Here is a 26864-nt window from a genome sequence, read left to right on the forward strand (position 1 = left end):
TAATTTTTAAAATCCATTAAAATTGAATGTTTGCTCCAAACAAAAATGCGCGGGACTGTGGATAAGTTCCCATATCAATGATATCAGTCGACTCAGGGTCAAGACCGGTGTAATCGGTAATTGTAAAGAGGTTTTGTCCTGAAACGTATAGACGGATATTTTGTACTCCCAATCTCGACTTGGTCATTTGCGGTCTGAAAGTATATCCTATTTCCATGTTTTTTAGCCGCATATACGATGCATCTTCCACGAAGATACTGGAGGTTTTACTGCTGCCATTATCATTGAAGGTTGAGCGTGGAATTGTATTACTGCTACCCTCGCCATTCCAGCTGTCGAGCACGCGTACCGAATGATTAAAAGGTCTTGAATCATAGTCAATGATCTTCTTCAGATCATTGTATTTTTCGACTCCTTCAACACCCTGGAACAAAGTAGAGAAATCAAATCCTTTGTAGCTAGCCGACAAATTCAGCCCATAAGATAATCTTGGGTTCGGGTTCCCGATATATTTTCTGTCCAGGTCGTTGATAATTCCGTCGCTGTTCAGATCGGTAAATTTGATGTCCCCAGGTTGTTCAGAAGGGTTATTGGTGTTGTTCAGATGGCTGTTGATCTCTGCCTGGTTTTGGTAGATGCCCTGCATTTCATATCCGAATAAAGCATTCAGGGGATGTCCTGCTTCCGTTTTGGTAACCTGTCCAACCATGTTCGGCAAATTTTCGTGCAGTTTAACGACCTGGTTTTTTAGGGTTCCGATATTACCGTCGATACTGTATCTGAAGGCATTGTCCTGGTTGCGGTACGATAAGCCAATTTCCAGACCTTTATTGCTCACTTCCCCGGCGTTTACAATGGTGGGCTGTACGTCGCCAACAAAAGAGGGCAGCGAAAGCGGTAGTAGTATCCCTGAAGTCGTTTTAGTAAAGTAGTCCAGAGTCATGTAAACCTTGTTGCTGATCAGGCCAAGGTCCAGACCAATATTGTTCTGAGTAGTGCTTTCCCACTGCAGGTCGGGATTACCGAAACGCAGCAGCTTGTATTCATCACCATCCTTTTGCAGCAGGGTCAGGTAAGTATAATTTCCTATCTCCTGGTTTCCAAGCTTCCCGGCGCTGGCACGCAGTTTAAGGTCTGAAATCCAGCTTACATTCTTTAGGAAAGCTTCTTCAGAAACTTTCCAGGCTGCCGAGATAGAAGGAAAATATCCCCACTGGTTATTAGGACCGAAACGTGAGGAGGCATCAGCTCTTAAGCTTCCGGAAAGAATGTATTTAGAATCAAAACTATAGGTTGCTGATCCGAATAAAGAAAATAATGTCCACTCTGCGGCCGAACCGCCATTCCAGAGGTTCGCCAAAGTGTTCCCGTTATCAATATATTGAAACTCTGGCTGAGTGTATTCGAAGCGGTTCCTGGTGGCACCAATAGAGGAAGAATTGTTGCTGATATATTCGGTTCCTGCCATGGCACTGATAGCATGTTTTTGAATGTCCTTGCTATAGCTTAATGTATTGTTCCAGGTAACGGTCGTCTCTTCGCCACGGCCCTCATTTAATGAGTTAGGGCGGTTTTGCCTGCCCAGGCCTTTGTCAAGGGCGTCGCCGCCGCCATCATCGTCCCCAAAATTATTATTGAACGCTTTATCGTGCAGCACATTGAGATCCAGACCGACATTGGATCTGAATTTCAGCTCTTTGTTTTTCAGAAATGAAAATTCTCCGTAAATATTACCGAAGGTCTTGAAATTGTTGGCCCTGTTATTCGTGAAATAAGCCAAAGCTACCGGGTTACTGCTCCACTCGTATTTATTGCTTTCCCAACCACCATTCGACTGATCGTTGTGCTTGTAAAAAGGAAGATCGGTAAAAGGGTCATCCACTGAGTAGGTCGGGTCATCCGTAGATTTAAAAACCGGCAGGGCTGGTGGCCGGATAAAGGCGTGCCTGATTATCCCCGGCGCATCGCCTCTTGACGAAAGCCTGTCTTTTTTGGTATATGACAGTTGTAAGTTAGAACCCACGGTTAAACGGTCAGTTAGGTTGCCCATTACGTTTGTTCTAAAATTTAAACGCTGGAATTTGTCATTGTCATAAACTACAATGCCATTCTGGTCGTTATAGGCTCCTGACAACAGATACCGGAACTTCTCGCCTCCGCCACTTGCTGTCAGCTGCATGTTCTGCGACTGCCCGGTTTCAAATAATTCATTGAGCCAGTTAGTATTCGCCAGGCCTGTTCTTGACTTCTCGGCGGTATATGGATTCACACCTGAGTATCCCGAGTTATTCCATGCTTCCTCTACCTTGTTTAAATACTGGGTTGTATTTAACATCTGCGGAAGATTGCTTACCCGATGGAGACCTTTGTAATAGTTTACATCGATATTCGATTTACCCGCTGCACCCATCTTTGTTGTGATCACAATTACCCCGGCCGAGGCTCTTGCTCCGTAAATTGCAGCTGCAGAGGCATCTTTAAGAACGGTCACCGATTGCATATCTGAAGGATTCAGAAAAGATATATCCCGGGATGGAATGCCGTCAATTATAAAGAGCGGGCTGTTATCGCCGAAAGTGCCCTCACCACGAATTCGTATATTTATAGGGTCACCCGGTGAACCCGTACTCTGGGTGATCTGTACGCCTGCAACCTGTCCCTGCAGCACCTGGGCAACATCAGATACCCGGCGCTCTTCAACAGCATCCATGTTTACCGTACTTACGGCTCCGGTCAGGGTTGATTTTCTTTGCGAGGTATATCCCAGAACAACCACTTCATTCAGCAACTGCTGATCCTCCTTCAGGACTACATTGATGATGTTATTGCCGTTGACAGCGACCGTTTGAGCTAAATAACCAAGATAAGTGAACGTTAGTGATTGGGGTGAGCCTTGCGTTAAGGCAATCGAATACTTGCCTTCGGAATCAGTAACAGTCCCGTTCGTAGTACTCTGCTGCACAACACTTACACCAGGCAAGGCGAGCCCGTTGGCATCTTTTACGGTTCCTGAGATCCGGCTTTGTGCCTGCAGATCCTGACTTGCCGTCCCCACGATGAGCAACAGCAGCCACAGAAAGTTCATTTTTATTTTCATTTTATTTGTATTTGGTTAGTGTGCATTTGAATTTATTGGGTTCTTATTGGTTGTTTTTTTATAGTCGGGGTCCATATCCGGGCTGCGTAACCCGGCCACTTCATTGGCCATCAGGATAAATACATTCCAGCTAAGACCCTGGGTAGAGGGCCACCATGAATCGGTACTGGTATATTTAGTTGGAATAAATTCTTTACTGTAAGGCCAGTCGGGATGCAGGTTGATCTCGGCCCAGATACGGTTCTCCATAAGTTTCGGTGCCTTTTTCCAGCCGTGTTTTAACCCCGCAACATAAGCGCAGTATTCCGCTCTGAACCAGCTGCCGCCATTATAATAAAAGCCGTCATTTTTGCCATCTGAATAGTTGCTGACCCCAAACTCGCCGAAAGGCTGATAATCAGCGTTTAAATAGGAGTATCCTTTCTTGTCGTTTGTTGCCCTGACCAGGATCGGGGCTGTCGTTCCGTATTCTGGATGTGGCGAATTGGCCACTTTGTTAAGCACGGGGATCTGGTCAAGGTGGCTGATCACCATTTCATCAGTCAGAATGGGCCGATTAAATAACCATAAAGAGAAGAACTCAGGTTCGAGGTCAATGAGAGAGATGATATCCGGATAATTACGGTCAAAAAGCAGGTGTTTTCTTTTCGGGTCGTAGAAATTGCGGTATTCCTTTTCCGCTTTTTGAATGTAGGTCTCTGTAATGGGAAAGCCGAGTTCTTTGATGGTTCTCAGGGCAATGGCAAGCATTCCCTGATTAACCGCCAGGCGGTCAGTAGCCGGCTGGTAGTCAATAATGTCAATCTGGCTCATGGGGAAATGTGACAGACACTTCCCGTCCCTGTCGGCATCAAATTCGTTCAGCACATAATCAACGGCTTTTTTGATCTTTTCTTCAGGCAGTTTTACGCCAAAGCGTCTTTTATTCAGCATGGCCCAGATCAGCCAGTGTATGGTGGCTTCATTATCTTTAGCCTCCACAGATCCCATGGAAGGGGTGATGATGGTTCCGATGGTTCCCTTTGGCGTCTGGGTATTTGCCCATTGCTCCCAGATGCTGGTGTTTAGTTCGCGGTTGTAGGTAGACACCACAGAAAAGAAGGAATCCCGGTTATACATGTCCGGTGAATAATTCATGTTAGGCACATTGAAAGGCTTGAAGTTGTTTATGCCGTTGATCCAGGTAAGCATATTGAAATTGCCATACAGCATTTTTTCAATTTGGCTGCCTTTAAATCCCATTCCTTCAGCCAGCCTTGTTTGTGCCGAAATCATAAACTGCTGATGACTTTTCCAGGGCTCCACGAAAATGTAACTTGTCTTTTCTGCCGTCTCCCCGATATTAAGGATGTTATAGGGCTCGCGCTGCGGCTCATGTTCGGTCACCTGCAGGTCCTTGATTTGTAGCTGACCTGCTTTTCTAGCCAGGCTTCCGATAAAAAGCGAGATGCTGTCGTTCCCGGTATAGGGCACCAGGATACTTCCCTTAAACAGTGTCCAGTCTTTTTCGGCAGCAGGGAAGTTGTCGATGTACTTCAGGCCGTTTTCAAGTTCTACGGTTTTTTTGCCATTTTTAATGCGGAAGAGCTTTACGGCTACCGGTGAATTTCCTTTACATAGAAAGGAAAGTGTATATATCTTCTGATCCTCCAGAGGCGCAATCATTTCAATGCCCGCCCGGTCAGAGGGCTTAAAATCAAGGGTGATGAGATTCCCGCTTTCTTTAACGACCAGATTCCCTTCTTTTTGAAAGGGGCCTTTCAGGCTGGTCGTTTTACTGGTTCCCGCATCCAGGTTATACATCTCTCCGAATGTTTGCTTTATATAATGTTTGCCTGCTGCCTGCTCAGCAAGGGTAGCCACTGCCACCAGTTCCGGGTCGGGAAGTTTGCGCATCCCAACGAAACCACCGCCACGGCCACTAAAGCGGCGACGGGTAGTGCGCGTGTATTGATTTTTGTACCCGGCATCCATTAAGATACCTACTACCATCTTATTCTTATTGACAAAGCCTGCGGCGGGAAACATTTCATGAGCGAAACCGCCGGGGAATTTTTCATGCTCAAAGCTCACATACCGGTCGGGTCTATCAGCAGGTATGAACTTCTCATTAAGCGAATAGCGCATGGAGGGCATGCCGGGCTGAAATAAAGTAATGGTCTTTTTGATGATATTACTGCTTATAATGCTATAAGTAACATGGACAGTTAGATTGACATCAAATTCGGGAATATAGCTTTCCCTGCTTAAGGTGATCCGGGTTTTATCGCCCTTCCATGTGCTTCCTTTCCAGTTTGCTATGAGGGATCTTTCACTCAGGTCGGTATTGGACATTAAAAGAGAAAACTCTTCCGTATTGTTCAGAAGTAATTCTTTGCCATCAAAAAGACCGACCTGAAATCCACGTGTTGAATCGCCGATAGCTTTGAGCGAAAGCGACTGTGCCGAGACAGCGTTAACCGAAACTAAAAGGATCAGCAATACATGAAGAAAGTACGTTGGGCCACGGCGGTCGCAAGGCTTATTATTCATTCGGTTTAATTTATTGGTTAAGCCAAATTTAAAAGCAGGAGACGTGAAGGAGGTGTACTATAGTAACATTTTGGTTCACTATGATTGCACAGAAGGCATATCTGCCTCATATTGCTTTAGACGGTACTCGTTAGGAGCACAATGGTAGATCTTTTTAAATTCCCGGAAAAAGTAAGACTTGTTGTTAAAGCCAGTACGATAAAAGATTTCTGAAACAGTATACTGCGAGCTGATGAGCATTTCTGAGGCATGTTTCAGGCGGACCCTTTTAATAAATTCCGCAGGGGTCATACCGGTTAAAGACTTGAGCCGCCGGTATAATTGCATTTTACTGATGGAAAGTGCCTCTTCGATAGTTGCGGCATTAAGTTCCGGTTCATTCAGATTGTCGTTTATAACTTTCAGCAGGGTTTCCAGGAACTTCTTATCCGTGTCGGCCAGGTCAGCATCCATAAACTGATTATTTATATGCTGGTCTTTGATCAGATGCTTCATTTTGCTCTGGTAGTCCAGTAGCTTCCGGATCCGTACCAGCAAGTAGTTTATATGAAAAGGCTTTGGGATATAAGCATCTGCCCCAACCTGGTAACCTTCCGTCTTATTTTCAATCGATCCTCTTGCCGAGAGGATGATAAAGGGGATCTGTGCGATAGCGGGAGTGTTTTTTACCTCCATGCATAACTGCAGACCGTCCATGTCCGGCATCATCACGTCGCTGATCACCAGGTCTGGTATGGTCTTCCGTAAAAATGCTAAAGCTTCAGTACCGCTGCAGGCTTCGTAAACGATGTAATGCTCCTTTAATATATTCCGCAGAAGGTATCGTAATTCTGGCTTATCTTCGACAATAAGGATACTTTGCCGGCTTTTTTGATGAAGTTCATCAATCAAACTGTTCTTGTTCTCCTCATCAGCCGAGGGCTGTTCGTGGTACTCAATAAGCGATTTAAAAGCGAGGGATGGGGCAGAGGTGATCACAATTTCTTCCTGGCCCTCAGAGGCTACAACTTGTAAAGGAACGTTTAATGTAAAATGGATCCAGTCTGATTCCGTCGAAGCCCTAATATCCGCGTTTAGCAGCAATACGAGCTCTTTTGTGAAAGCTAATCCTATACCCGTGCTGAATATGTGCTTTTGCGGCTCATTACCAATGAAAAAACGGTCAAAGAGTCGTTCCAGCTCTTCAGGCTTTAACTTACATCCTGAGTTGGAAACTATGACAGTTAAAGTTTTACTTTCAGGATCGTAGTTTGATTTAAAAAGGATACTGTCATCAGGTCCGGAGTGCTTAAAGGCATTTGATAATAAATTAAAGAGGATCTTTTCAAACTTATCCTTGTCAATAAAACCAGCAATGCCTTCCTGGATCTCTCTGCGATACATTCGCCGGCTATCAGGTTTATGGTCGGCAAAGAGTGCAGTCAGGCTTTGGAGCATCTTGCTTATATCAACATACTTATCATCCCTGCTTAAATGACCCGCCTCGGTTTTCCGGAACTCCATTAACTGCTGGACCAGGTAAGTAAGCCTAACCGTATGCTGGTGAACAATAGAAAGGAAATAGCTATTTTCCTTATTTTTTGACAGTTCTGCACTTTTAGATTCCAGGAAATGCTCTACCGAACCCATGATCATGGTTAATGGTGTCTGAATCTCATGGGCAATATTGGTAAAGAAGTTTAGACGCTGCTCGTGCTGTAGCTCATCTTTTTGCCTTAGGCGGTGTTCCATCTCCAGCTGGTACTTCATCTGGAATTTGTTTCTTCGGTTTCTATAGAATCCATAAACCGAAGCGATCAGAATCAAAAGATATAAAGTCAGGGCAGGGTAGGTAAGCCAGAAATACTGTTTAACTTCTAAGTCAAGTACCTTTGTCTCCCCGGTCCACACTCCCTCACCGTTAGACCACTTAGCCATCAGCGAATATTTTCCAGGCGGGATGTTACTGTAGATGATCTTTCCCGAAGTACCGGAGTAATGCCAGATCTTATCGTTACCGGTCAGGAAATACGCATATTCACATTTTTCAGCGTTCAGGAAACTGATGGCCTTCACCTGGATCTCGAAGTAATTATTTTTTCGGCTAAGCGAATAAGCCAACGTTGAGCTACTGTCGGGCTTTAGAACAGCTAAAGTGCTGGCATGTTCAAGGTCACCTCCTAGCTGAATGCCCGAGACCAGCAGGTTAGGTCTGAACTTTGTTCCCTGGATGTTCTTCGGAACAAAATAGTTAAAGCCATAGGTTCCTCCAAAAAACAGGCGCCCGTCTGCACCCTTCCATCCCGCTCCGTCACTAAACTCATTGCTCTGCAAGCCGTCCGTTTGCGGGTAGCGGAAGATCTCCAGATCGTCAGGTTTGATCTTGGCAAGTCCCTTGTTGGTACTGACCCAAATGTTTCCGGAACCATCTTCTTCAATAGCATGAATGGTATTATTCGGCAAGCCCTCGGCGGTAGTCAGCTTTTTAAAGATCGGCTTGTTCAGCGATGCTTCTTTTTGATCGATCCAGTTAAGGCCGTAACTGGTTCCAATCCAAATCCGGTTCTTCTGATCTCTGTATAGCGACAGCACGTCATTATTCGACAGGCTGCCTTCGTAGGTCAGGGCCTTAAACGTTTTGAATCTCTTCGCTTTTTTATCCAGCAGACTTAATCCGCCATACCTGCAGGCAACCCAAAGCTGATCATTATCTCCTTCGGCCAGTGCATAAATTATATCGTTGGCGGGCCCGCTGCTGGTATTATTAAAGGTGAACCGATCGAGAAAAGCCAGTGAAAGCTTGCCGGAGGGATCTCTGTTGATCTTCAAATGAATCAGGCCGTAACCACTGGTGCCCAGCCACAATGAATTATCAGGGTCCTGCAAAATGGCATAAACAGAGCCAAATTCAGGGTAGTCTCCGGAGCCTTTAATATTCGCCCATTTCCGGAATATCTTTAGTTTCAGGTCGTAGACTCCCAAACCCCGGCCATCTGTTCCGATATAGATCAGATCATCCCTCCCTTTCTTCAGCGCAAACACCGAGTTGTTGTCCAGCTCAGGAGTAAGGAAATACTGCTTAGCTGACGAAGCATTCTGGTCCTGACCGAAATTTGCATACTTAATAATCCCGCTCCCTTTCGTGCCGACCCACAGATTACCGTTTTCTTCGCAGAAAGCCCTGACCGCTTTATTATAGGGCATCCCATTATCCGAGGTAGTAACCGTACCAAAGAACTTTGTTTTGGGATATAACTTTATCAACCCATTGCCATCGGTACCGTACCAGAGAATCTGTTCGCTTCCAGAGGCCCAGGACGTGATTTTAATATCCTGCATTTTCTTAACCTCATCATTAAGGAAAGAAGAAGGCCTGAAGTTGCGGTCATAAACACTATATCCCTTAGTCGACCAGGCCAGCAGAAAATAGTCGTTATAGCGGACTAAAGACGAGAGCCCATGCTCCATTTGAAGTAAATTTTCCGGTAGTGATGACTTCTGATCAATCCCAAATAAAGTATGGTCAGCCGTGGTGTAAAATATCCGTTTGTCAACATAGAAGAAGTTAACAATAGGGGTTTTTTCGCTGTAGGTTTTCAGCTTTTTGAACTGCCGTTCCTTGTTCGCGCTGAATCTCTCCAGTCCGCCGCTATTGTTTAGGAGCCACAAATTATTCGACTCATCAAACATGAGTTTGCTGATCTTCGACGCTCCATCTTGCCGGGTGGTACCTAACGGAAGCTCACACTTGCGAAAGGTATCAGCAGCAGCATCGTAATAGGTAAGGCCGTATTTTTTCGTCAGACTGAAAACCGTACCCGCATTATCTATGGCCAGTTGATATTCCTGCTCACTGACAGGACTTCGTTGCTCCTGGTTGTAAAAATAGTTGTAGAATTTCCCCGAATGCTTCTCATAGCGCGAGATCCCCTCGATGGTGCTTATCCAAATATTTCTTTTTTTATCCTCAGCAATTTGCTGAATCACGTTACTGCCAATGCTTTTCGAATCATTCTCCTTACTATAGTTAAATACATGAAAAGAAGTCCCGTCATACATGTTCAGCCCATCCCAGGTAGCTACCCAGATGATATTTTCAGAATCCTGGAAAATATGATTGATAGCGCTGTTAGATAAGCCGTTCCGGTTATCAAGGTGCTGTATAAAGAAAGGTTCGGGTTGTTGCGCAGGCGCGATGTAAGGGCTTAGAGTTAGTGCAAAAGCGGTAATCAGCAGCAGACAATACCTGCTAATTATATGCTTAAGCGAAGTAGGCAATTTATATACCTGCACAGGACGGAGAGTGGTTATGTTACAAACTTCAAGCTACAATTAATAATTGGGATTAGGGAATGTGGTAAGGTGGTAATATGTTGATATGATAATGTGGGAATGTGATAATGTGTTTGTATAGGTTAGGGATACTTTGCTAATCATGGCCAAATCTGTGGTGAGTATCTCTTCCTACTTACCGACCAACTCTCTCAAACGACGAAATCCAACAATTTTCATAATGTTCAAAGGGCTCGTCGGTGTTGTCCTCCGCTGGCGGAGGTGGCTGCTTCTATCAGCAGACGGAGGTGGTTTTCCTGTGTTACTGAGAATTCCTTTTCACATGGAATAACTACCACCTCCGCCCTGTGGGCACCTCCGCCAGCGGAGGACACCACTGATGAACGGCAGTAGATGGTAGAAACTTAGAAAATTCGTACAGACATGAATTACGTTCTCTAATAACAAGAGGATCCTGCGAGACCGAGAACCCTCTTCAACGACGAAATCCAACAAACTTTCATAATCTTTAAAACGCCGATCGGTGTTGTCCTCCGCTGGCGGAGGTGGCTGCTTCTATCAGCAGACGGAGGTGGTTTTCCTGTGTTACTGAGAATTCCTTTCACATGGAATAACTACCACCTCCGCCCTGTGGGCACCTCCGCCAGCGGAGGACAGGAAGATGAGTGGCTTGTGCAAGTAGAAGACAGAGAGAATTCGAGTATCTATAAACTTGTGCTTTTTGAATCGAAATCTACAACGGTTAATCGTTCGAAATCCTGCTTTTATGATCAATCCATTCTTCCAGATATCCTAATACTGCATTAATATCATTTAAGACATCTTCATCTGCAAACCGGATGATGGTAAAGCCGACACTTTCAAGATCCCTTTGCCTTTTATCGTCATTTTTGGCGGTCTCTTCCCAATGATGAGTTATTCCGTCAACTTCTATGATTAGCATTAGTTCCATGCACATGAAATCAGCTATATACTGTAATACAGGTCGTTGCCGCCTGAAAGGATAGCCACGCAGTTTACGGGCTTTTAAAACGAATTTCCAAAGGCAGGCTTCTGCTTTGGTCATCTGTTTGCGTAATGAGGAGGCGTAAGGCTGGAGATGAGGATTGTAGCCGTAAAGATTTTCTTTATTAGCATCCATTAAGGAAATTACAAAAAATTGTTGACCCATTGGAATTTTTACCACCTCCGCCCTGTGGGCACCTCCGCCAGCGGAGGACAGCAATGATGAAAGGAAGTAGAGGGTAGAAACTTAGAAAATTCGAGCGGAGATGAAATCGTTCTTTAAATGAACAAAAGAAATCCTGAAAGACTAAAAACTCCTGAGTCAAAACAATTCTCTTTAGGGACGGAAATTCAACAAACTTTCATAGTGTTCAAAACGCTCATCGGTGTTTTCCTCCGCTGGCGGAGGTGGCTGCTTCTATCAGCAGACGGAGGTGGTCGTCCTTGTTTTTTAAATCAATTCCGCTGACTACTCCCCATCCCACCACTTCAAGGGGAACTGAATATTATCCACCGAGCCCACCACCAGGTCCGGCTTAAAAGCATAGTGATTGAGATCATCTTTACGGGCAATTCCCGAAAGCACCAAAATCGTTTTATAACCCATCTGCACACCGCCCTGGATATCGGTTTCCATGGTATCACCAATAACCGTGGTTTCCCTGGTTTCCAATCCCAAATACTTACGGGCCGAGCGCATCATCACCGGGCTGGGTTTTCCCGTCACAAATGCCTTGCGACCGGTGGCTTCTTCGATCATAGCCGTGGTAGCGGCGATCCCCAGGTTATTCCAGCCTGGCTTCTTTGGCGAAGGATCGCGGTTGGTGGTAATAAACTTAGCACCCGCGAGGATCATATCCACAGCACGCTGAACCATCTCCAGCGTAAAGTTGCGGCCTTCACCAAGCACCACAAACTCCGGGTCAGTATTCACCAGCGTAATTCCGTTGTCATGCAGACTGCTGATCAGCCCGCCTTCACCCAGCACATAGGCCGTGCCGCCGGGTGCCTGGTCGCCCAGGAATTTACCGGTTGCCATCGCACTGGTGTAAACATGGTTTTCGGTTACTTCTATGCCCAGCAGCTTCAACTTCCTGACTACCTCCAGCGGGGTCCGCTGACTGTTGTTGGTCATGAAGGTGAAAGGGATGTCGTGCTTTAAAAGATTGGCGATGAACTTGTCAGCACCGTCAATCAGCAGCTCGCCGCTGTAGACCACGCCATCCATATCGATTAAAAGTCCGTTTTTCATAATGGTAATGTGTTAATGTGGTAATTTGATAATGTGGGAATATGTTAATGCGGGTAAGGTAATAAGTGAATGTGAACTTATGGTAAAGATTCTAATTCTGATAATCCCCGGAGCTGTCTACTTCGACTCCGCTCAGCCTGCCGGCAGGCAGGGATGACAGTGAGCCCGTTAAGAATGACAGTGAGCCCGTTCAGGATGTCAATATTTCACGGAACCGTCTCTATTGACCACCCCCATTTGCTAATTTACCAATTCGCTCATTCGCTAATTAGATTACGCCACCGCACACTGCAATTCCTCTTCTTTCACCTCAACGGTTTCCCGCTTTTGTAATTTATATAAGAACACCGCAAAACCGGCTCCGGTAACCGCCATTACGGCACCAACCAGCTGCGGGGATGCAAATCCAAATCCCATAATGATCGGAAGACCTCCCAAAAAAGCGCCCAGTGCATTGCCGATATTAAAGGCGGCCTGTGTGGCCGAGGCAGCCAGCATCTCCGAACCTTTCGCGGTTTTGATCATCAGGACCTGTATGGGTGAACCGATAGCCATCGACAGACTTCCGGCAACGAATGTCATCACCAGCGACAGCACCTGGTTTCCCGAAATAAAGTAAATGGTCACCAGAGTTGCCGACATGCACAGCAGCAGGATTAAACAGGCCTTCACGGGTTCCACGCGGTCGGCCAGCTTGCCGCCGGCGAAATTACCGAATACCATTCCCAGTCCGGCCAGGATGAGGATGTAGGGCACCGTGCTTGCCGAAAATCCTGACACCTCGGTCATTAATGGTGCGATGTAACTGATCCAGGCAAATAAACCGCCCGTCCCGATCGCGGTGATCATCAGGATCAGCCAGGCTTCCTTCCGCTTAAAGAAGCTGAGCTCAGAGCGGATATTTCCGGTCCGGTTAGCAGGTAGGGCCGGCAGCCACAAATGAATGAACAGCAGCGTGATCAAACCTATGGCCGCGATCATACCAAAGCTGTAGCGCCAGGAATATTCATGGCCGATATAAGTCCCGATCGGTACCGATACCAGGTTGGCTACCGTTAAGCCGGCAAACATCATAGAGATGGTTTGAGCCACCTTACCTTTTTCGGCAAGCCGGGTAGCTACTACAGAGCCTACTCCGAAGAAGGCGCCATGCGGTAATCCCGAAAGAAAGCGCGACACCAGCAGCGTCATATTATCGGGTGCAAAAGCCGAAAAGGCATTAAAGACGGTAAACATCGCCATTAAAGTCCACAGGATCTTTTTAGGAGCGAAGTTACTGCTCACCGCCACCAGCAGCGGCGCGCCGATCACCACCCCTAAAGCATAGGCCGAGATCAAATGCCCTGCCTGCGGAATACTGATGTTGAAATCCCTCGCTACGTCAGGCAGCATGCCCATCATTACAAATTCGGTGGTTCCTATGCCGAGGCCCCCCAGCGCTAACGGTAATATCTTCTTATTCAAAACTTTTTTTTTTAAAACCTGTCATCGTTTATAACACTGTTATTGTTCCAAACCCTGTCAGCGTTTGGAACGCTGACAGGGTTAATACCAGGGTGTTATCCTTAATTCCCCACAAAGATAGTGTATAAAGTACACTAACTTTAATCTTTAACGTAATTTGACCGGTTCATGTTTTTAAGAAACTGATTATTAATTTAATCGCGGCCTATTTCCCGCCAAATCAACATTTCCTGCACATTGCAACCTTAGTTCAGGGCGGCGATTCAGTTGCAGTGCTTATCACCTCAATAATTTTAATTACCTTGTAATTAACCGTCTGAATATTTACAAGCTCAGAACCATGGCTATAAAAAAGCGTATAAATCATAAATATGTGCCCAGGCAGTACACCGGGTTTGGCAGTACAGTGCTAAGCATGTACCCTGACATGTCGATCGATTTTTACTTGAATGGGCGTAACGGCTGTAACTCTGCGGATCCCAGAGTCTATACGGATATCAAGGCAGCGCTTTTCAAACTTTGCAATCGTTTTTTGCTCCGCTCAGGATCATGATAGTCCGGCCAGCCAGCCAGCATATCTCTGTAACGCGGGAAATTCCGTCTGAGGCAAAAGACTCCGGTTAGCAAGAATAGAAGTAATTTTTCAGCCTCCCGGCAAACTCAAATGCGCGTTCAGAGAATTATCCACATCAAAAGCGATGTTTATTTTTTTAATGGTATTAGTGGTTAAATTTTTACCTCTCGTCAAGCTTCCTTCTCAGTAAACGCTTAAGAAGTTCAAAGGATGATTACCGTCAATGAGACCTCTGGTTATGGGGATCAATAGCCAGCGAACCGACAAACGAAGCTCATGCAAACAGTTGATGTTAATCACTATTCCTTCGATGTTATTTATCTTTTTTTGTGAAGTTAGCTACATGTCGTAATAAAACCCCCGGGATCCCGAAAAAGCATTTAATTGTGCTGATAGGCTATGTGCTGCTCGTGTTACTTTCTTCTGGAGTGCTGCCGGAGCGATCAGCAAGACGCTGCGATCCCGCCATAGAAGGAGGCCGGGAATTGATGGTATATATGATACGGCCATATTAAACAGGAACGAAATACCAATCAGTTAAACATTAAACCTCAGACTATGTGTTTTTCAACGAGTGCAAGTTTTGGAGCTGCGGCCGTACTCACGGCTATAGGTACGGCTACATACAAGGAGGCTAAACTGCCAGAGCAGAAAATGTTTGCTTCTATTCCGTTGCTTTTCGCGTTCCAACAGGTCGCAGAGGGATTTATATGGTTATCGTTCTCAAACCCCGATTTCCTGATATGGCGGCAACCCTTTACCTATGGATTCCTCGTTTTTGCGCAGGTTATATGGCCTACCTGGATACCGGTTTCTGTGATGATTATGGGAAACGACCAAAAAGTGGCAAAGGTCCTTAAGCTTTTATCACTGCTGGGCGTATTAGTTTCCCTCTATCTGGCTTACTGCCTGTTCTCCTACCCGGTTCATGCTGAAGCAGTAAGTTTCCATATTGCCTATTTTATCGACCTGCCGGACAATGTATGGCGTGATCACGGATTGGGCTATATATTAGTTACAATTTTACCGCCGCTCGTCACGAAGACAAAAAAGATCTGGATGTTCGGATTAACTGTACTCCTTTCATTCCTGATAACTAAGTTATTTTTTACAGAATACCTTGTGTCCGTCTGGTGCTTTTTCGCAGCTATTACCAGCGGGATCATTTATTATATTGTATACAATATCAATAGAGAATCTTTCAGCCAGGCAATACCTTACGCTTCAAGAAACCGCCCAGGACCGCCAATCAGATAACAGGGCATGATACCCCGATTCTTGTAATACATGGACAATCACTATAGAACCTTGAAAACAGGCTACGGCCCTTCTCCCTCGGGCGGCTGTTCATAGTCAGGATTTTCAAACGGATCCTCAAACGGTATCAGATCCGGGTCGTCCTTTGCAATATCAATTGGTTCTTCCGGATCGTTGGTATGCAGTATTTCTGTTTTTGGAAAGTCTGGCAATGGTTTCACCTCTTCCTCTAATGCCTTTTTCTTTTTCATAGCAATTGTAATAATAGTATATCCTTTGTGGCGAAATATCCCATGCGGCTGATCATTATATTCATGTAAGACCAGCTGTGCGGTATGTATAAGTGATAAAGATCGGCTGAATAACTGTTTTAATGAACAGCTCAGCCGAGGATCTTTTAAAAGAAACCCGATAGTGTACTTCGTCCGGAAGCCCCCATTAGTAACATTATATTCTTCCTTTCAAACAAGCGCTTGATGCTCCGGGTCGGCGCGACCTATTATAAGCTTCAAAACGAATATCCATATAGTATTTCTTTCAGCAATGCCGTCATACGGGCTCGCTTATAATTCTTCCATTCCCCGGCCTCAAGCACATTGCTACACGTCCTTCACTCCCATAGTACCGTTCTCAAATCTTCCTGTTTTAATATCCAGGTTTATTTTATAAACAATAAGGTCAATCGTTGTATCAATTTCACTCTCATTATCAGTAATTCCGTGGGATGGGTGACCGGCCGGATCTGTTACAAAAGGCATAAGTGTGTGTATGATAAGCTGCATGGCCTGTTGTCTTTCAGGCTCGCCTGTTATTTCTTCGTACCGGCCCCATGCAATAATGCTTTGCCATCTGAATATGGTTTGAACGTCATCCACTTCAAAACATACCTGCGGGTTCTTGCGCATCATCTCTATTTTCTTACCGTACGAGGAGTGTGCGTACACGGCATTCCCTTTGTAGACGTAATTAACTGGCACAACATAGGTTTCTCCGTCTACGTGGCAGCCGAGGCGTCCTACAGCCTGCGTTTTCAATAGCAGTTCAATTTCTTTATCACTCAGTTTACCTAACATAAGCTGATTGGTTAACGATATAAAAACACAAACCGGGTAATACTCCCGGGCAGCCTTTGCAGCCGCTCAGAAATATGGACGGCCGCACGAGACCAGGATGTTCGGCCACTTAAGTTCGCTAGAGAAAATCTCCGTTTTCATTTAGCTTTACTCTTATACGATTGTCGCCATTCTCAAGCACAATCTTATACACCTTGCTGACGCTGCCCTCCTCATGATAATTAACCAGGTAAATATCCTTCGCCATGGTCCACTTCGGATACTTTGTAACCACCGCCTTTGCCACGGCTGAAGGAATGCGGATATTTTTGAATTTTTCAGCAGTACGTAACAAATTACCATCCTTATCATATGAGGCCAGTATCTGGCCTTCCGGAATGTAAAATGAGACGAAATAAGTGTCGTACTCATCTTCATAAAATTCCGCTTTCTTAACATCATAGATGGCCGTCTTCATTTCAAGCAGTCTTACGGGCTGTGCCAGTTCTACGCTACTTACGGCATCAAGATACTTGTAAATGGAAGCTACCACTTTTACTTCGGGCAGAACTATCTGCGCCGATGATCTCACAGAGAAAGCGGTGAGCAGTATGCCCAAGGCTAAATAGCTCTTTGATTGTTTCATGATTTTTAAATTAAAGGTTAACAGTACTTATAACTGTTCATGGGCTGCACGGATTTCCGGTCGCCGGGCGAATGTTTTAAATCAATCCAAACCCGCTGGCATTTCAATCAGCAGGTTCTTTTTGCATCAGAAAGCAAACTCGGCTTCTTCTATTTCAAGTTTGTTGTCAGCACTAAGCACGCACGGTGCAGCCCATGCTGCGTCTTCCGCATCTTTACTTTCGGAAAACGAGCGCACTTTGCCGGTCAGCGTAACTTTATTGCCAGCCACAGTTACCTTAACTTTGCTGGCATCGATACTGGCGCTGCGGTGGAACGCAGAACTGATCTTTGTTCCAGTTCAGAAGCAGAGATCTTTGGCCTAACGATGATGAAGTTAATTACCGAACGCACCCCTGAAAGATTCCGGATGGCGTTGGTAGCACTCGACCGCTGGTACTCCCATTCGAGCTCACCTTCAAGGGCAACGACACCGTCATCTACTTTGATTTTGAGAAGATCATCAGGCACCGCCGAATGCCACTTTAGCGCATTGAGAACGGCTTCAGCAATTTCTGTGTCTGTTTTACGATAGCTGGGTGACACGCCGATCTGGATGTCTTCGGCAATCGCCTGTACACCCTTTACTTTCTTTGCAGCTGTCTCAGCACTGTGCTTCCTGGAGTATGAATCCACTATTCCTGACAGAGCCACAATACCGTCTTTTACTGCTACCCCGATTTCGGATGAGTTTAGAATGGCTGCCATTTCAATTCCTCCATCACGTCTTGTTGAATTTCGGTGTCTGTATCCATAATTTGTAAATAAATGTGGGTTAATGTTTGGACAAGTTACGGCCGGAAGAAGCTAGCCATCATGACGGCAGTCAGGTGGCTCTCTGATGTTGCTCAACAAATCTCAGCACAGTAGTTGCAATTGAAGCAGCTGGTAAAATCATTGAAAATCAAATGCAGCAGAAGTCAGAGTTGCCCTTTACCAGCCTCAGGCGAAGACACTGAGAAAGCTTTCCGCGAATCTAAGTGACTGAAACCCGCTTTCTTCTCATTTAACTATGCTAGCTGAGATTAGGAGGAGTGGCGATTCTGATAATCGGGGAGACTGCCTGAACCGTATGTATATCTAATGTGACGGATCAGGGTGCTTTAGATGCTAAAAATGATTTTCAGAGAGATCAAGTTGCCCTCGCCTTTAAGAAAATAATTTTCGTTATATTGTGCTGAACCGGGGGGATAAAAACATAAAGCAACATGGCCATTTTAAAAACCTGCGACAAAGAATCCAGAGGACAGGTTGAGAAAACAGTCGTAGTAAAACAGTATAAAGACGGGCGGACAGTGCTGACTGCCTTTCCGGATATGTCGAAAGTTGAACTATCTCCAGCGCAGCTAGCCCACCGGGTGGCCTTCAGGGAAGCGCAGGAATACGCGGTGCAATTTCTTTCCATCCCCGAAAACAAGGCCGCCTATAAGGCCATGTGCAAACCGGGCCAAAAGCCGCATAATCTGCTGGTCGGCGAGCTGCTGTGGAAGGAAAAATCGGTCAAAACTGAGCCGTCCGGAGTTGTGCACGCTTTTGGCAAGGTCAAATAGGAGTCATCTGTGGCCATCCTTAGATTAAACGGCTTCTGATCTAAGGATGGACGAACATGACCTGAACTTGACCTTAAGCGGACCGGATAAAATGAGCAATTCTTTTATCCCCGGCTTTTCCTGGCATTGGGTTTCTTGCTGGGCGGGATCGTTTCGCCGCCCGACGCCGTAAGCGCAGAGCAAATTGCTAATCCGTGCTATGTTGCAAACTTTTAAAATGCCCTTTGGGTCGGTTCGTCATTGTCGCTAGGTATATAATGGTTCTAATTTAAAATTAACCGCATTGCTTTAGAAGAATTTTGGTATATTGGTCAACAATATTTAAAATAGTGGGGTGGTAGAGTCTGGTTTATTACGTCAGCCTGATAAGCTGATGAACGAGAAATCGTTCCAGGGGTTCAAATCCCCTTCCCAATTTTCCCCCGAGAAATCGGGGGTTTTTTATTTTAGTTCCTAATCATCCCGCCCAGCGGGTAAGTCTTACTGTCATCTCTTTTAGCAATTCAAGATTATTTTGGTAAATAATATTGGTTGAGACAAGCTGCTTGAGTTTTGCCATTGCCTCCGACTTACTAATCAAGTTCTGTTCCACCAGTTTGTCAAAGATCCAGAACATGCCATGATACTCAATGCTCTGTTTTTTTGCTTGTCGTCTCACCGCCTTATCGCTGCTAAGTACCATAGCTCCCATTTTGAACGCAACATACAGGACCGTTTTATCACTTTCAGATAAACCAGTTGGAAACCGGAATTTTTTGATTTCCGCCCGGTCTTTCTCTTCCAGCTTATGTAAATAAAGCTTACCGTTATTCTGGTAAGCCCTTAGTAATTCCTGTTGATGATCAAATAATTCATTAAACACATCGACAGAAGTATGAAGTTCAAGGTCGAGCTGAAAAAAGCTGGAGCTGAGCTGCAGGTCGTACAGGTCTATAAAGATACAGGCATCTGTAACGGCAAGCTTCATGCAATAATTAAGCTTTGCTGACGAAATTCTGCAACCTTTTGATTTTTCAAGGTTGCCGCTTTACTTACAGATATCACCTCCTCCGCCAGTGCACGGAATAAGAGCTGGTCGAAGCGGTTAGATGCTTCGGTGCCATGATATTCAACCGGCTCATCAGCTTTCCAATCCATTTGCCGGAAATAGACAAACAATTGCCTACAGTAATTCTCATTTATTATTCCTAAAACTTTCGCGCGCATAATGATGGCCTGCATAGAAATGCCATATTGTTTTTTCAGCGCCCCAAGTTCCTGTATGTGGATTCTGCTTCTGTGTTCTCCCAATTCTCTTTTTATGGCCTCCGCAGGAAATAAAATAGCGCCTGCAAACTGGTGGCACCAGGTCTCTTTTTGCTTTTCAGGAACGTCCGGATTAATAGGCAAAACGAGGTGGGCCAGTTCGTGCATCGCAGTGAATCGCTTCCGGTCATCCTTTTTTACTTTGCTCTCATTGATTGCAATTACAGGCATTTGGTGATTTGTAACCCAGGTTTGCATGCCATCATAAGTATCAGCCGCATCAATAAAGATAACCTTTACGTGGTTATCCTCTAAGAGTTCGATAGTGTTAAAGATAGGGTCAAGCCCCAGCTTCCAGGCTTTTCGTACTTTTTCAGCAGCTTTTTCAACATCTTCAGATGATTCAATTGGCTTCACACCTTCCAGCGGATTGCTGTAACTCCGCGGTACATTCAGTATTTCTTCAAGTTCAATATATCGGGCCAGGTAATCCCGCGCGTGTTCCAATATTCTATTTTCCTCTTTGGCCGGAAGTTTTTGCAATTTCCTGAATTCAATATCACCGAGCTCTACTTTGGTTTCTCTGAAAAAGTAATCGGGCCGTACACCGAGGGCATTAGCGAGGAAGCCGATCATTTCGCTATCTGGCACAACTTCTCCTTTTTCGTACTTATGAAGCGCTTGTCGCGAGATTTTATTTTCAAGTTTATCCGATAAATCCTGTAAGGAAAAACCGTTCATCAGGCGGGCTGACTTGAACCGCTCTGCAAATATTTCTGACATGACTACCTTTTTTGGGTTGACAAAACTAATTTATAAAACAACAATGTCAATCTTTAAAACAATTTATTAACAATCCTAAAAGCATTTTGATTGCTAATGTGGAAAATTATTGACACTTCTGGTTGACAAATGTAATAATGTAATGTATATTTGTCAATCAAAATATACAATTATGAAAGAAGAAGTTAAAAGGGAAGGAAATCCCGGACACAACAAGGAGTTTAAAATCTATGTAAACGGCACAGAGGTGGTTTTTGCGGGCGATGAGATTACACTCCAGCAGGTAATCGAGCTAGCATTCGGACAAATGAGTTCAGATCCAAACGTCAAATATACCGTAACGTTTGAACGCGGTCACGGAAACAAGCCCGAAGGTAGTATGGTAAGAAGTAGTGTTGTTAAAGTAAAGGAAGGAATGGTATTCGATGCGACAGAGACTGGTAGATCTTAATGAGGACCTTCGTCGACTATGGGATGACGGTTATGAACTGGAGGTGAAGGGTACGCAACTATTTATTCATAGCATTCCATATGTTAATCCGGCAAAGAAACTGGGAAAAGGTGTTTTGCTTGTTAACCTCTCCCTAAATGCCGATGAAACTATTAAGCCAGTAACCGATCACGTAGCTTTTTTTCTCGGAGAGCAGCCGTGTGATGAGAATGGTATTCCCTGTTCCCAAATTATAGGAGTGGAAAATAACCCCTATCAGGTTGGTGGAGATATTAAGCATCAGTTGTCTAGTAAACCCCGGCAGTATGATTTAGATTATTATGCGAAGGTTAAACGATATATTGCACTTATTTCTTCTCCAGCCGAGTTTCTTGATCCAAAAGCAACTGCGAGAACATGCCGGGTTATAGAGTCTCATGATGACGAGTCAGTATTTCATTACCGGGATACAAACGCGGGAGAAGCAGAAATTGATACTCTTTCGTCAAAGTTAGAAAATCAGAAGATAGCAATTGTCGGCTTAGGTGGAACGGGGTCCTATCTTCTTGATTTACTTGCCAAAACGCCGGTAAGCGAAATTCATCTGTTTGACGGGGATAAGTTTATTCAGAAGAACGCTTTCAGGGCGCCGGGAGCCGCCTCAATAGAAAAACTGAAAGAACAGCTTTTTAAGGTCGATTACTATCAACAGATTTACAGCAGAATGCATAAGCATATATTCCCGCATCCTGAATATATCACAAATGCTAATCTGCATAGTCTGGAACAGTTTGATTTTGTTTTCCTCTGTCTCGATACCGGAGACATTAAAAAACCAGTCATCGATTTTTTGATGAGTCGTAACATTCCATTCATTGACGTAGGAATGGGAATTCTTAAGAAAGAAGAGAAATTGTTTGGCCATCTGCGGGTGACTACGGGCACATCAGAAACAAAAGACCACATAGGGGAATGCATCCCCCTGACCGAAGCTCAGGAAAATGAGTATTCAAAAAACATTCAAATTGCGGAACTAAACTCCTTAAACGCGGCGTTTGCAGTGATCAGATGGAAGAAACTTTTCGGATTTTATAGTGACTCAGGGAAGGAATATAACAGTGCTTTTGTAATCCGATCAAATAAAATAATCAACGATGAAGTTACAGGTCAAATTTGTTGAGTTAATTCCGACGGACATTGAAGAACAGACACTCTATGTCTCAATGAATTTTCATACTGCATCGCATAAATGCTTCTGCGGGTGCAATAAAAAGGTAGTAACTCCACTTCTTCCAACCGGTTGGACTTTAATTTATGACGGCAAAGTATCGTTAGATCCCTCTATTGGCAATTGGAGTCTCGATTGCCAATCTCACTATTGGATCGAAAATAACGAAGCTGTTTTTGTGGCTGCCCGTGAGAAATCTAACTCAAGGAAATGGAAAACAAACAAACTACTCAAGTCAAGAAAATGGTGGAGTTTTGTTAAATCGTTTTTTTGAGGCCAGAGGAAATTTCGATCTAAAAAGTATCGTAACTTTCGGGGAAAGATGCCACTTATTCCGAGCGAAGATATTCTGGTACATACTCCTGTGCATAATCTCAAGCTTTACCGATGTGCCGCGGTCGCTTATCCGGCGTACGGGCATCGAGGCTTTGCCGTTTTTCTAAGTGGCGCCACCAAATGGAGTTGCCTGAAAAAAAGTTGATTTCCCTCAGAGCTATTGATTTTATCAAAGTTTTGAACCTGTATTATATCCCCGGTAACATTTTCTGAGATTTCCGGTTATTTACTTAATGGATGTTCATTCTAAAGAAACCCGTTCCTACAACATGTCCCGTATCCGTAGTAAGGATACTAAACCCGAACTGCTGGTACGCCGGTTTCTGCATAGCCAGGGTTTTCGCTACCGCCTGCATGTGAAAGATCTGCCTGGTAAACCTGATATTGTGCTCCCTAAATATAAAACTGTCATCTTCATACATGGGTGCTTCTGGCATGGACATCATGGATGCAGGTATTACGTAATTCCTAAGACCCGTACCGAATGGTGGCTTAATAAGATTCAGACAAATAGCTCAAATGATACTAAAGCGGAAGCACAGTTGGTTGCAGATGGATGGAAAATCATTACGCTATGGGAATGCGAACTAAAAAAGAAATTTCTTGAGCAGTCCCTTTTGGCCATTAAAAACACGCTGTCAGAACCCAAGCTGCTTTCTTAATCTCATTACTTCTGTCGCCTTTATTTTCCCGGTTTCCGGTTCTCTAAGCCCTTCAATAGCATCCGGCAAATTTCCTGCAAGTTCACTTATATCCGATTGACTTATAGTCGAATTACTGATAGATTTCGAAATGGATATTCGGAAGAAAATCGGACTTCGTATAAAAGAACTGCGTACAGAATTAAAGCTCACTCAGGAAGCCTTAGCCTTTACTGCTCAAATAGATAAGACATATGTTAATGAGGTTGAAAATGGCAAAAGGAACATTTCCGTCATTAACCTTGAAAAAATAATAACCGCCTTACAAAAGGATTTTAGCACCTTTTTTAATGCCCCTGCTTTTTCCATCATAGAAATTAAAAACTAGATGGAAGAGAACGAACGAATACCAATAATAGACCTTTTTGCTGGCCCCGGAGGTTTGGCTGAGGGTTTCAGTTCTGTCGCTGATGAGAAGGGCAATCGCGTTTTCGATGTTAAACTATCAATTGAAAAGGAACCGTTCCCGCATCAAACTTTAACACTTCGTTCTTTTCTCAGACAATTCCCTTTAAATCAATTTCCTGAGGAATATTATAACTTTCTAAAAGGGAATTTAAAACTTCAGGAATTATATGATACTTACCCAGAAGAGTTTAAAGCTGCGACAGAAGAGGCATGGAGAGCTACGTTAGGTGAAGTATCAATTGATGAAATTGATAAAAGGATTGAGACAGCGTTACAATCAACAGAACAATGGGTGTTAATTGGTGGGCCACCCTGTCAGGCTTATTCGATGGCAGGTCGAGCGAGGGTTGGTGGTATCTCAGAAAAGGATCACAGAGTGCACCTTTATAAAGAGTACCTGCGGATCATAGCCCGGCACCAGCCATCTGTTTTTGTCATGGAGAATGTGAAGGGGTTACTTTCTGCCCAGCTGAACGGCGAGAAGATTTTTACTAAAATTCTTGAGGATCTTAAAGATCCAGCATCAGTTTTTCCTGAATACACTTCCAATAAATACCGGATTCATTCTCTTGTCACATCAGATTTGAAAAATGACTCCGACTTTCTAATCAAATCGGAGAATTACGGTGTGCCTCAAAAAAGACATAGGGTTATATTGCTTGGTATCAGGGAGGATATTGATATAGAAAAACCAGGAAGTCTTTCAAAGACTGAACAGGTTACTTTAAAGTCGATTATTGGGAAACTTCCTCCGGTACGAAGTGGATTATATCGTGAATTTATCGGTTCAGAAGATAGATGGGTGGACGGTATTTTAAAGAAAAAAAGATTTTACAGACCGATTAAGGATACATTTTCTGAATGGAAACGTCTTACGGAACAGTATCAGAAAGAATTAAAAGATTTAGTTCAAAATCAGGGCAAAGATGTATCGATCCCAGAAACTGTAGGACAGGAATTTAAATCTTATAAAGATTTAGCCCTTTCTAAAGATCACCCACTATTTAGCTGGTACACTGATAAAAAAATCGGCGGCATACTTCACCACGTATCCAGAGCACATCTAACGGTCGATTTGAAGAGGTATTTATTTTCCAGCTCATATGCAACTAAGTTTAAAAAATTTCCAAGACTGAATGATTTTAAGGCCTATGGTGATGATTTGATTCCGGATCATGTAAATGTTGAAAGTGGTAAGTTTAATGATAGGTTTCGTGTACAAATGCCAGACTCACCGGCTACGACGGTAACCAGCCATATCTCTAAAGACGGCCATTACTTTATCCATTATGATTCTGTTCAATGCCGCAGCCTAACTGTAAGAGAAGCAGCCAGAATACAAACTTTCCCTGATAATTATTTTTTCTGCGGAAGCCGAACTCAGCAATTCCATCAGGTTGGGAACGCTGTGCCTCCCTATTTAGCATTTCAAATTGCTGGAATTGTAAATGAAATATTGATAAAAGTAGATGTTGCGGATAATCAATTAATGCTTACAGATTCTGATGGCTAGACATATTCTCATTCCACCGCCGCCGGTTTTCTTTGTAAAATCTATTTCCGAGCAGGGTTACACTCTGGCTACTGCAATTTCAGATTTAATAGATAACTCAATCGCTGCTGGAGCATCACGGGTAGAAATATTGATAGATGTCAATACCAGGCCTTTGCGGGTTTTTATAGCTGATGATGGAAGTGGCATGAGTGGGGATATACTTACTGAAAGCATGAGATTTCCCAGCGCTGATCTGGATCTAAATAGGGCTGCTTCCGATTTGGGGCGGTTCGGACTTGGGATGAAAACGGCTTCGTTTTCGCAAGCAAGAAGGTTTACGGTTATTTCCAAATTAAAGGAGGAAGAAAACTTCAATGAAGGGAGAACCTGGGACGTTGAGTATTTAAAGAAGACAGGAGAATGGACGCTCCTACCAGAGACAAAATATGAAATTGATAGTTTGATTAATCAGTATCGTACGTTAAGCAGTTCCTTTCACTCGTTTGACGATTGTTTTGTACCTCAAACACTAATTATTTGGGAACAACTTCATAAACTGGAGAAATTAAAACATAAGAATGAGCTGAATGATGAGCTTGAGGAACTTCGAAGCCACTTGTCTATGGTCTTTCATAGATTTATTGCGTCTTCAAAGCTTGCCATAAGATTAAATAACACACTTGTTGAAGCGTTTGACCCATTTCCGGTTCAGGGAACTGATGTCCAGTCAGTTGCCGAAAGCTATTGGCAAAATGGAAGTTCATATATAAAATTCCAGGGAATTATTCTTCCAAAAAAGGCATCTGAAGAAGCAAAAAGCGATAATTCAATTTGGTGCATGCCAGGTAAAAGTCTTCACGACTTACAAGGGATTTTTGTCTATAGAAATGAACGCTTGATCTCATATGGTGGTTGGTTAAGGTCTATTGCCAGAGGTATTCACCTTCAATATGGCCGGGTGATGATTGAAATTTCAAACGAAGATGATAGGCTGTTTCATTTGAATGTTGCAAAATCTTCACTTAAACTTCCATTCGGGTTGAGAAGGGCTATGACAGAAATGATAAATTCTGTTGCCCTCAAGGCTTCAAAGGAATATAGAGACCGGCTAGCTTCAGGAGTAATTAAGTCAAAAATCATAAATAAAGGATTGCAGCTAATCACTAAACAGACAACATCTGCGGGTGCGGTTTTGGTAATTAACCCTGAATTCGAGTTAATCAAGCAGTTACAAAGACTACTTAACGAAGAAGGTGAAAACAAGCTTGACATACTTATTAGGCTAATTGAAAAGAAGCTCAATGAGGTGTGGAAAGGTGATTTTTCGCAGACGGAAATGGAGAAACCAGTTACAGATATCGACGCACGCAGAATTCAGAGTTTGAAAGAATATTACGAACAAGCAGAATACTCACCAAAGGAAGTAGAAACGTACCTGCTTGAGTCATTTAGAGAAAGTTCCGAATCATTGAAATTTATCAAAACCTTATTCAATTAAT

At 44.0% G+C, this 26864-nt stretch carries 22 protein-coding genes; 9 read left to right on the plus strand and 13 right to left on the minus strand.

Translation table 11 applies throughout. The features are described 5' to 3' along the window. Positions 1–16: 16 nt before the first annotated feature. From AC1MCB_RS16650 to AC1MCB_RS16675, 6 genes are all read right to left on the minus strand, one after another. Positions 17–3097 carry a SusC/RagA family TonB-linked outer membrane protein gene (locus AC1MCB_RS16650; protein WP_479965844.1) on the minus strand — a complete coding sequence of 1027 codons (3081 nt, stop codon included), beginning with the start codon at positions 3095–3097 and terminating at the stop codon, positions 17–19. Between the two features lie 15 nt (positions 3098–3112). Beyond that, a complete protein-coding gene (locus tag AC1MCB_RS16655) occupies positions 3113–5629 on the minus strand; it encodes a hypothetical protein (protein ID WP_479965845.1) in 2517 nt (838 codons plus the stop codon). A 78-nt stretch (positions 5630–5707) separates the two neighbouring features. Beyond that, positions 5708–9901 (minus strand): hybrid sensor histidine kinase/response regulator transcription factor, encoded by a 4194-nt coding sequence (locus AC1MCB_RS16660; RefSeq protein WP_479965846.1) that lies wholly within the window; start codon positions 9899–9901, stop codon positions 5708–5710. A gap of 742 nt (positions 9902–10643) precedes the next feature. Next, positions 10644–11072 (minus strand): endonuclease domain-containing protein, encoded by a 429-nt coding sequence (locus AC1MCB_RS16665; RefSeq protein WP_479965847.1) that lies wholly within the window; start codon positions 11070–11072, stop codon positions 10644–10646. Between the two features lie 303 nt (positions 11073–11375). Beyond that, complete coding sequence (locus AC1MCB_RS16670; RefSeq protein ID WP_479965848.1) at positions 11376–12158, minus strand: HAD-IIA family hydrolase; 783 nt, start codon at positions 12156–12158, stop codon at positions 11376–11378. 273 nt (positions 12159–12431) lie between these two features. Then, a complete protein-coding gene (locus AC1MCB_RS16675) occupies positions 12432–13622 on the minus strand; it encodes an MFS transporter (RefSeq protein WP_479965849.1) in 1191 nt (396 codons plus the stop codon). A gap of 1132 nt (positions 13623–14754) precedes the next feature. Here AC1MCB_RS16675 and AC1MCB_RS16680 point away from each other — a divergent pair. Continuing rightward, positions 14755–15453: a DUF6629 family protein gene (locus tag AC1MCB_RS16680; RefSeq protein ID WP_479965850.1), complete on the plus strand. Its 699-nt coding sequence runs from the start codon at positions 14755–14757 to the stop codon at positions 15451–15453. 62 nt (positions 15454–15515) lie between these two features. On the opposite strand, the gene AC1MCB_RS16685 is transcribed toward AC1MCB_RS16680, so the two are convergent. From AC1MCB_RS16685 to AC1MCB_RS16705, 5 genes are all read right to left on the minus strand, one after another. After that, the gene (locus AC1MCB_RS16685) at positions 15516–15704 is read right to left on the minus strand and encodes a hypothetical protein (protein ID WP_479965851.1); all 189 of its coding nucleotides are present in this window, start codon (positions 15702–15704) and stop codon (positions 15516–15518) included. A gap of 348 nt (positions 15705–16052) precedes the next feature. After that, positions 16053–16526 (minus strand): pyridoxamine 5'-phosphate oxidase family protein, encoded by a 474-nt coding sequence (locus AC1MCB_RS16690; RefSeq protein WP_479965852.1) that lies wholly within the window; start codon positions 16524–16526, stop codon positions 16053–16055. 118 nt (positions 16527–16644) lie between these two features. Further along, positions 16645–17151: a hypothetical protein gene (locus AC1MCB_RS16695; RefSeq protein WP_479965853.1), complete on the minus strand. Its 507-nt coding sequence runs from the start codon at positions 17149–17151 to the stop codon at positions 16645–16647. A gap of 126 nt (positions 17152–17277) precedes the next feature. Next, positions 17278–17478 (minus strand): BON domain-containing protein, encoded by a 201-nt coding sequence (locus tag AC1MCB_RS16700; protein WP_479968753.1) that lies wholly within the window; start codon positions 17476–17478, stop codon positions 17278–17280. After that, positions 17424–17897 (minus strand): BON domain-containing protein, encoded by a 474-nt coding sequence (locus AC1MCB_RS16705; protein WP_479965854.1) that lies wholly within the window; start codon positions 17895–17897, stop codon positions 17424–17426. Before AC1MCB_RS16705 ends, AC1MCB_RS16700 begins: the two co-directional genes overlap by 55 nt. Before the next feature lie 500 nt (positions 17898–18397). Here AC1MCB_RS16705 and AC1MCB_RS16710 point away from each other — a divergent pair, with 500 nt between their 5' ends. Further along, positions 18398–18739 carry a hypothetical protein gene (locus tag AC1MCB_RS16710; RefSeq protein ID WP_479965855.1) on the plus strand — a complete coding sequence of 114 codons (342 nt, stop codon included), beginning with the start codon at positions 18398–18400 and terminating at the stop codon, positions 18737–18739. Positions 18740–19196: 457 nt separating this feature from the next. Here AC1MCB_RS16710 and AC1MCB_RS16715 read toward each other — a convergent pair whose 3' ends face one another. Both AC1MCB_RS16715 and AC1MCB_RS16720 read right to left on the minus strand, forming a co-directional pair. Continuing rightward, positions 19197–19706 carry a PIN domain-containing protein gene (locus AC1MCB_RS16715; RefSeq protein WP_479965856.1) on the minus strand — a complete coding sequence of 170 codons (510 nt, stop codon included), beginning with the start codon at positions 19704–19706 and terminating at the stop codon, positions 19197–19199. Beyond that, on the minus strand, positions 19703–20767 hold the full coding sequence (locus AC1MCB_RS16720) for a helix-turn-helix domain-containing protein (protein WP_479965857.1): 1065 nt from the start codon (positions 20765–20767) through the stop codon (positions 19703–19705). The genes AC1MCB_RS16715 and AC1MCB_RS16720 overlap by 4 nt, the downstream gene beginning before the upstream one ends. Before the next feature lie 172 nt (positions 20768–20939). On the opposite strand from AC1MCB_RS16720, the gene AC1MCB_RS16725 reads away from it, so the two are divergent. The 7 genes from AC1MCB_RS16725 to AC1MCB_RS16755 all read left to right on the plus strand — a co-directional run bounded on the left by AC1MCB_RS16725 (position 20940) and on the right by AC1MCB_RS16755 (position 26863). Next, positions 20940–21218: a multiubiquitin domain-containing protein gene (locus tag AC1MCB_RS16725; protein WP_479965858.1), complete on the plus strand. Its 279-nt coding sequence runs from the start codon at positions 20940–20942 to the stop codon at positions 21216–21218. Continuing rightward, on the plus strand, positions 21193–22377 hold the full coding sequence (locus tag AC1MCB_RS16730) for a ThiF family adenylyltransferase (protein ID WP_479965859.1): 1185 nt from the start codon (positions 21193–21195) through the stop codon (positions 22375–22377). The genes AC1MCB_RS16725 and AC1MCB_RS16730 overlap by 26 nt, the downstream gene beginning before the upstream one ends. After that, on the plus strand, positions 22352–22699 hold the full coding sequence (locus AC1MCB_RS16735) for a ubiquitination-like system serine protease family protein (RefSeq protein WP_479965860.1): 348 nt from the start codon (positions 22352–22354) through the stop codon (positions 22697–22699). Before AC1MCB_RS16730 ends, AC1MCB_RS16735 begins: the two co-directional genes overlap by 26 nt. A gap of 295 nt (positions 22700–22994) precedes the next feature. Further along, entirely contained in the window at positions 22995–23423 is a 429-nt protein-coding gene (locus AC1MCB_RS16740) for a very short patch repair endonuclease (RefSeq protein ID WP_479965861.1), read from the plus strand. A gap of 130 nt (positions 23424–23553) precedes the next feature. After that, positions 23554–23790, plus strand: a complete 237-nt coding sequence (locus tag AC1MCB_RS16745) for a helix-turn-helix domain-containing protein (RefSeq protein WP_479965862.1) — start codon at positions 23554–23556, stop codon at positions 23788–23790. Next, complete coding sequence (locus AC1MCB_RS16750) at positions 23791–25383, plus strand: DNA cytosine methyltransferase (protein WP_479965863.1); 1593 nt, start codon at positions 23791–23793, stop codon at positions 25381–25383. Beyond that, the gene (locus tag AC1MCB_RS16755; protein WP_479965864.1) at positions 25376–26863 is read left to right on the plus strand and encodes an ATP-binding protein; all 1488 of its coding nucleotides are present in this window, start codon (positions 25376–25378) and stop codon (positions 26861–26863) included. Before AC1MCB_RS16750 ends, AC1MCB_RS16755 begins: the two co-directional genes overlap by 8 nt. Position 26864 lies beyond the last annotated feature (1 nt).

It is taken from the genome of Daejeonella sp. AP26, from assembly GCF_056680515.1.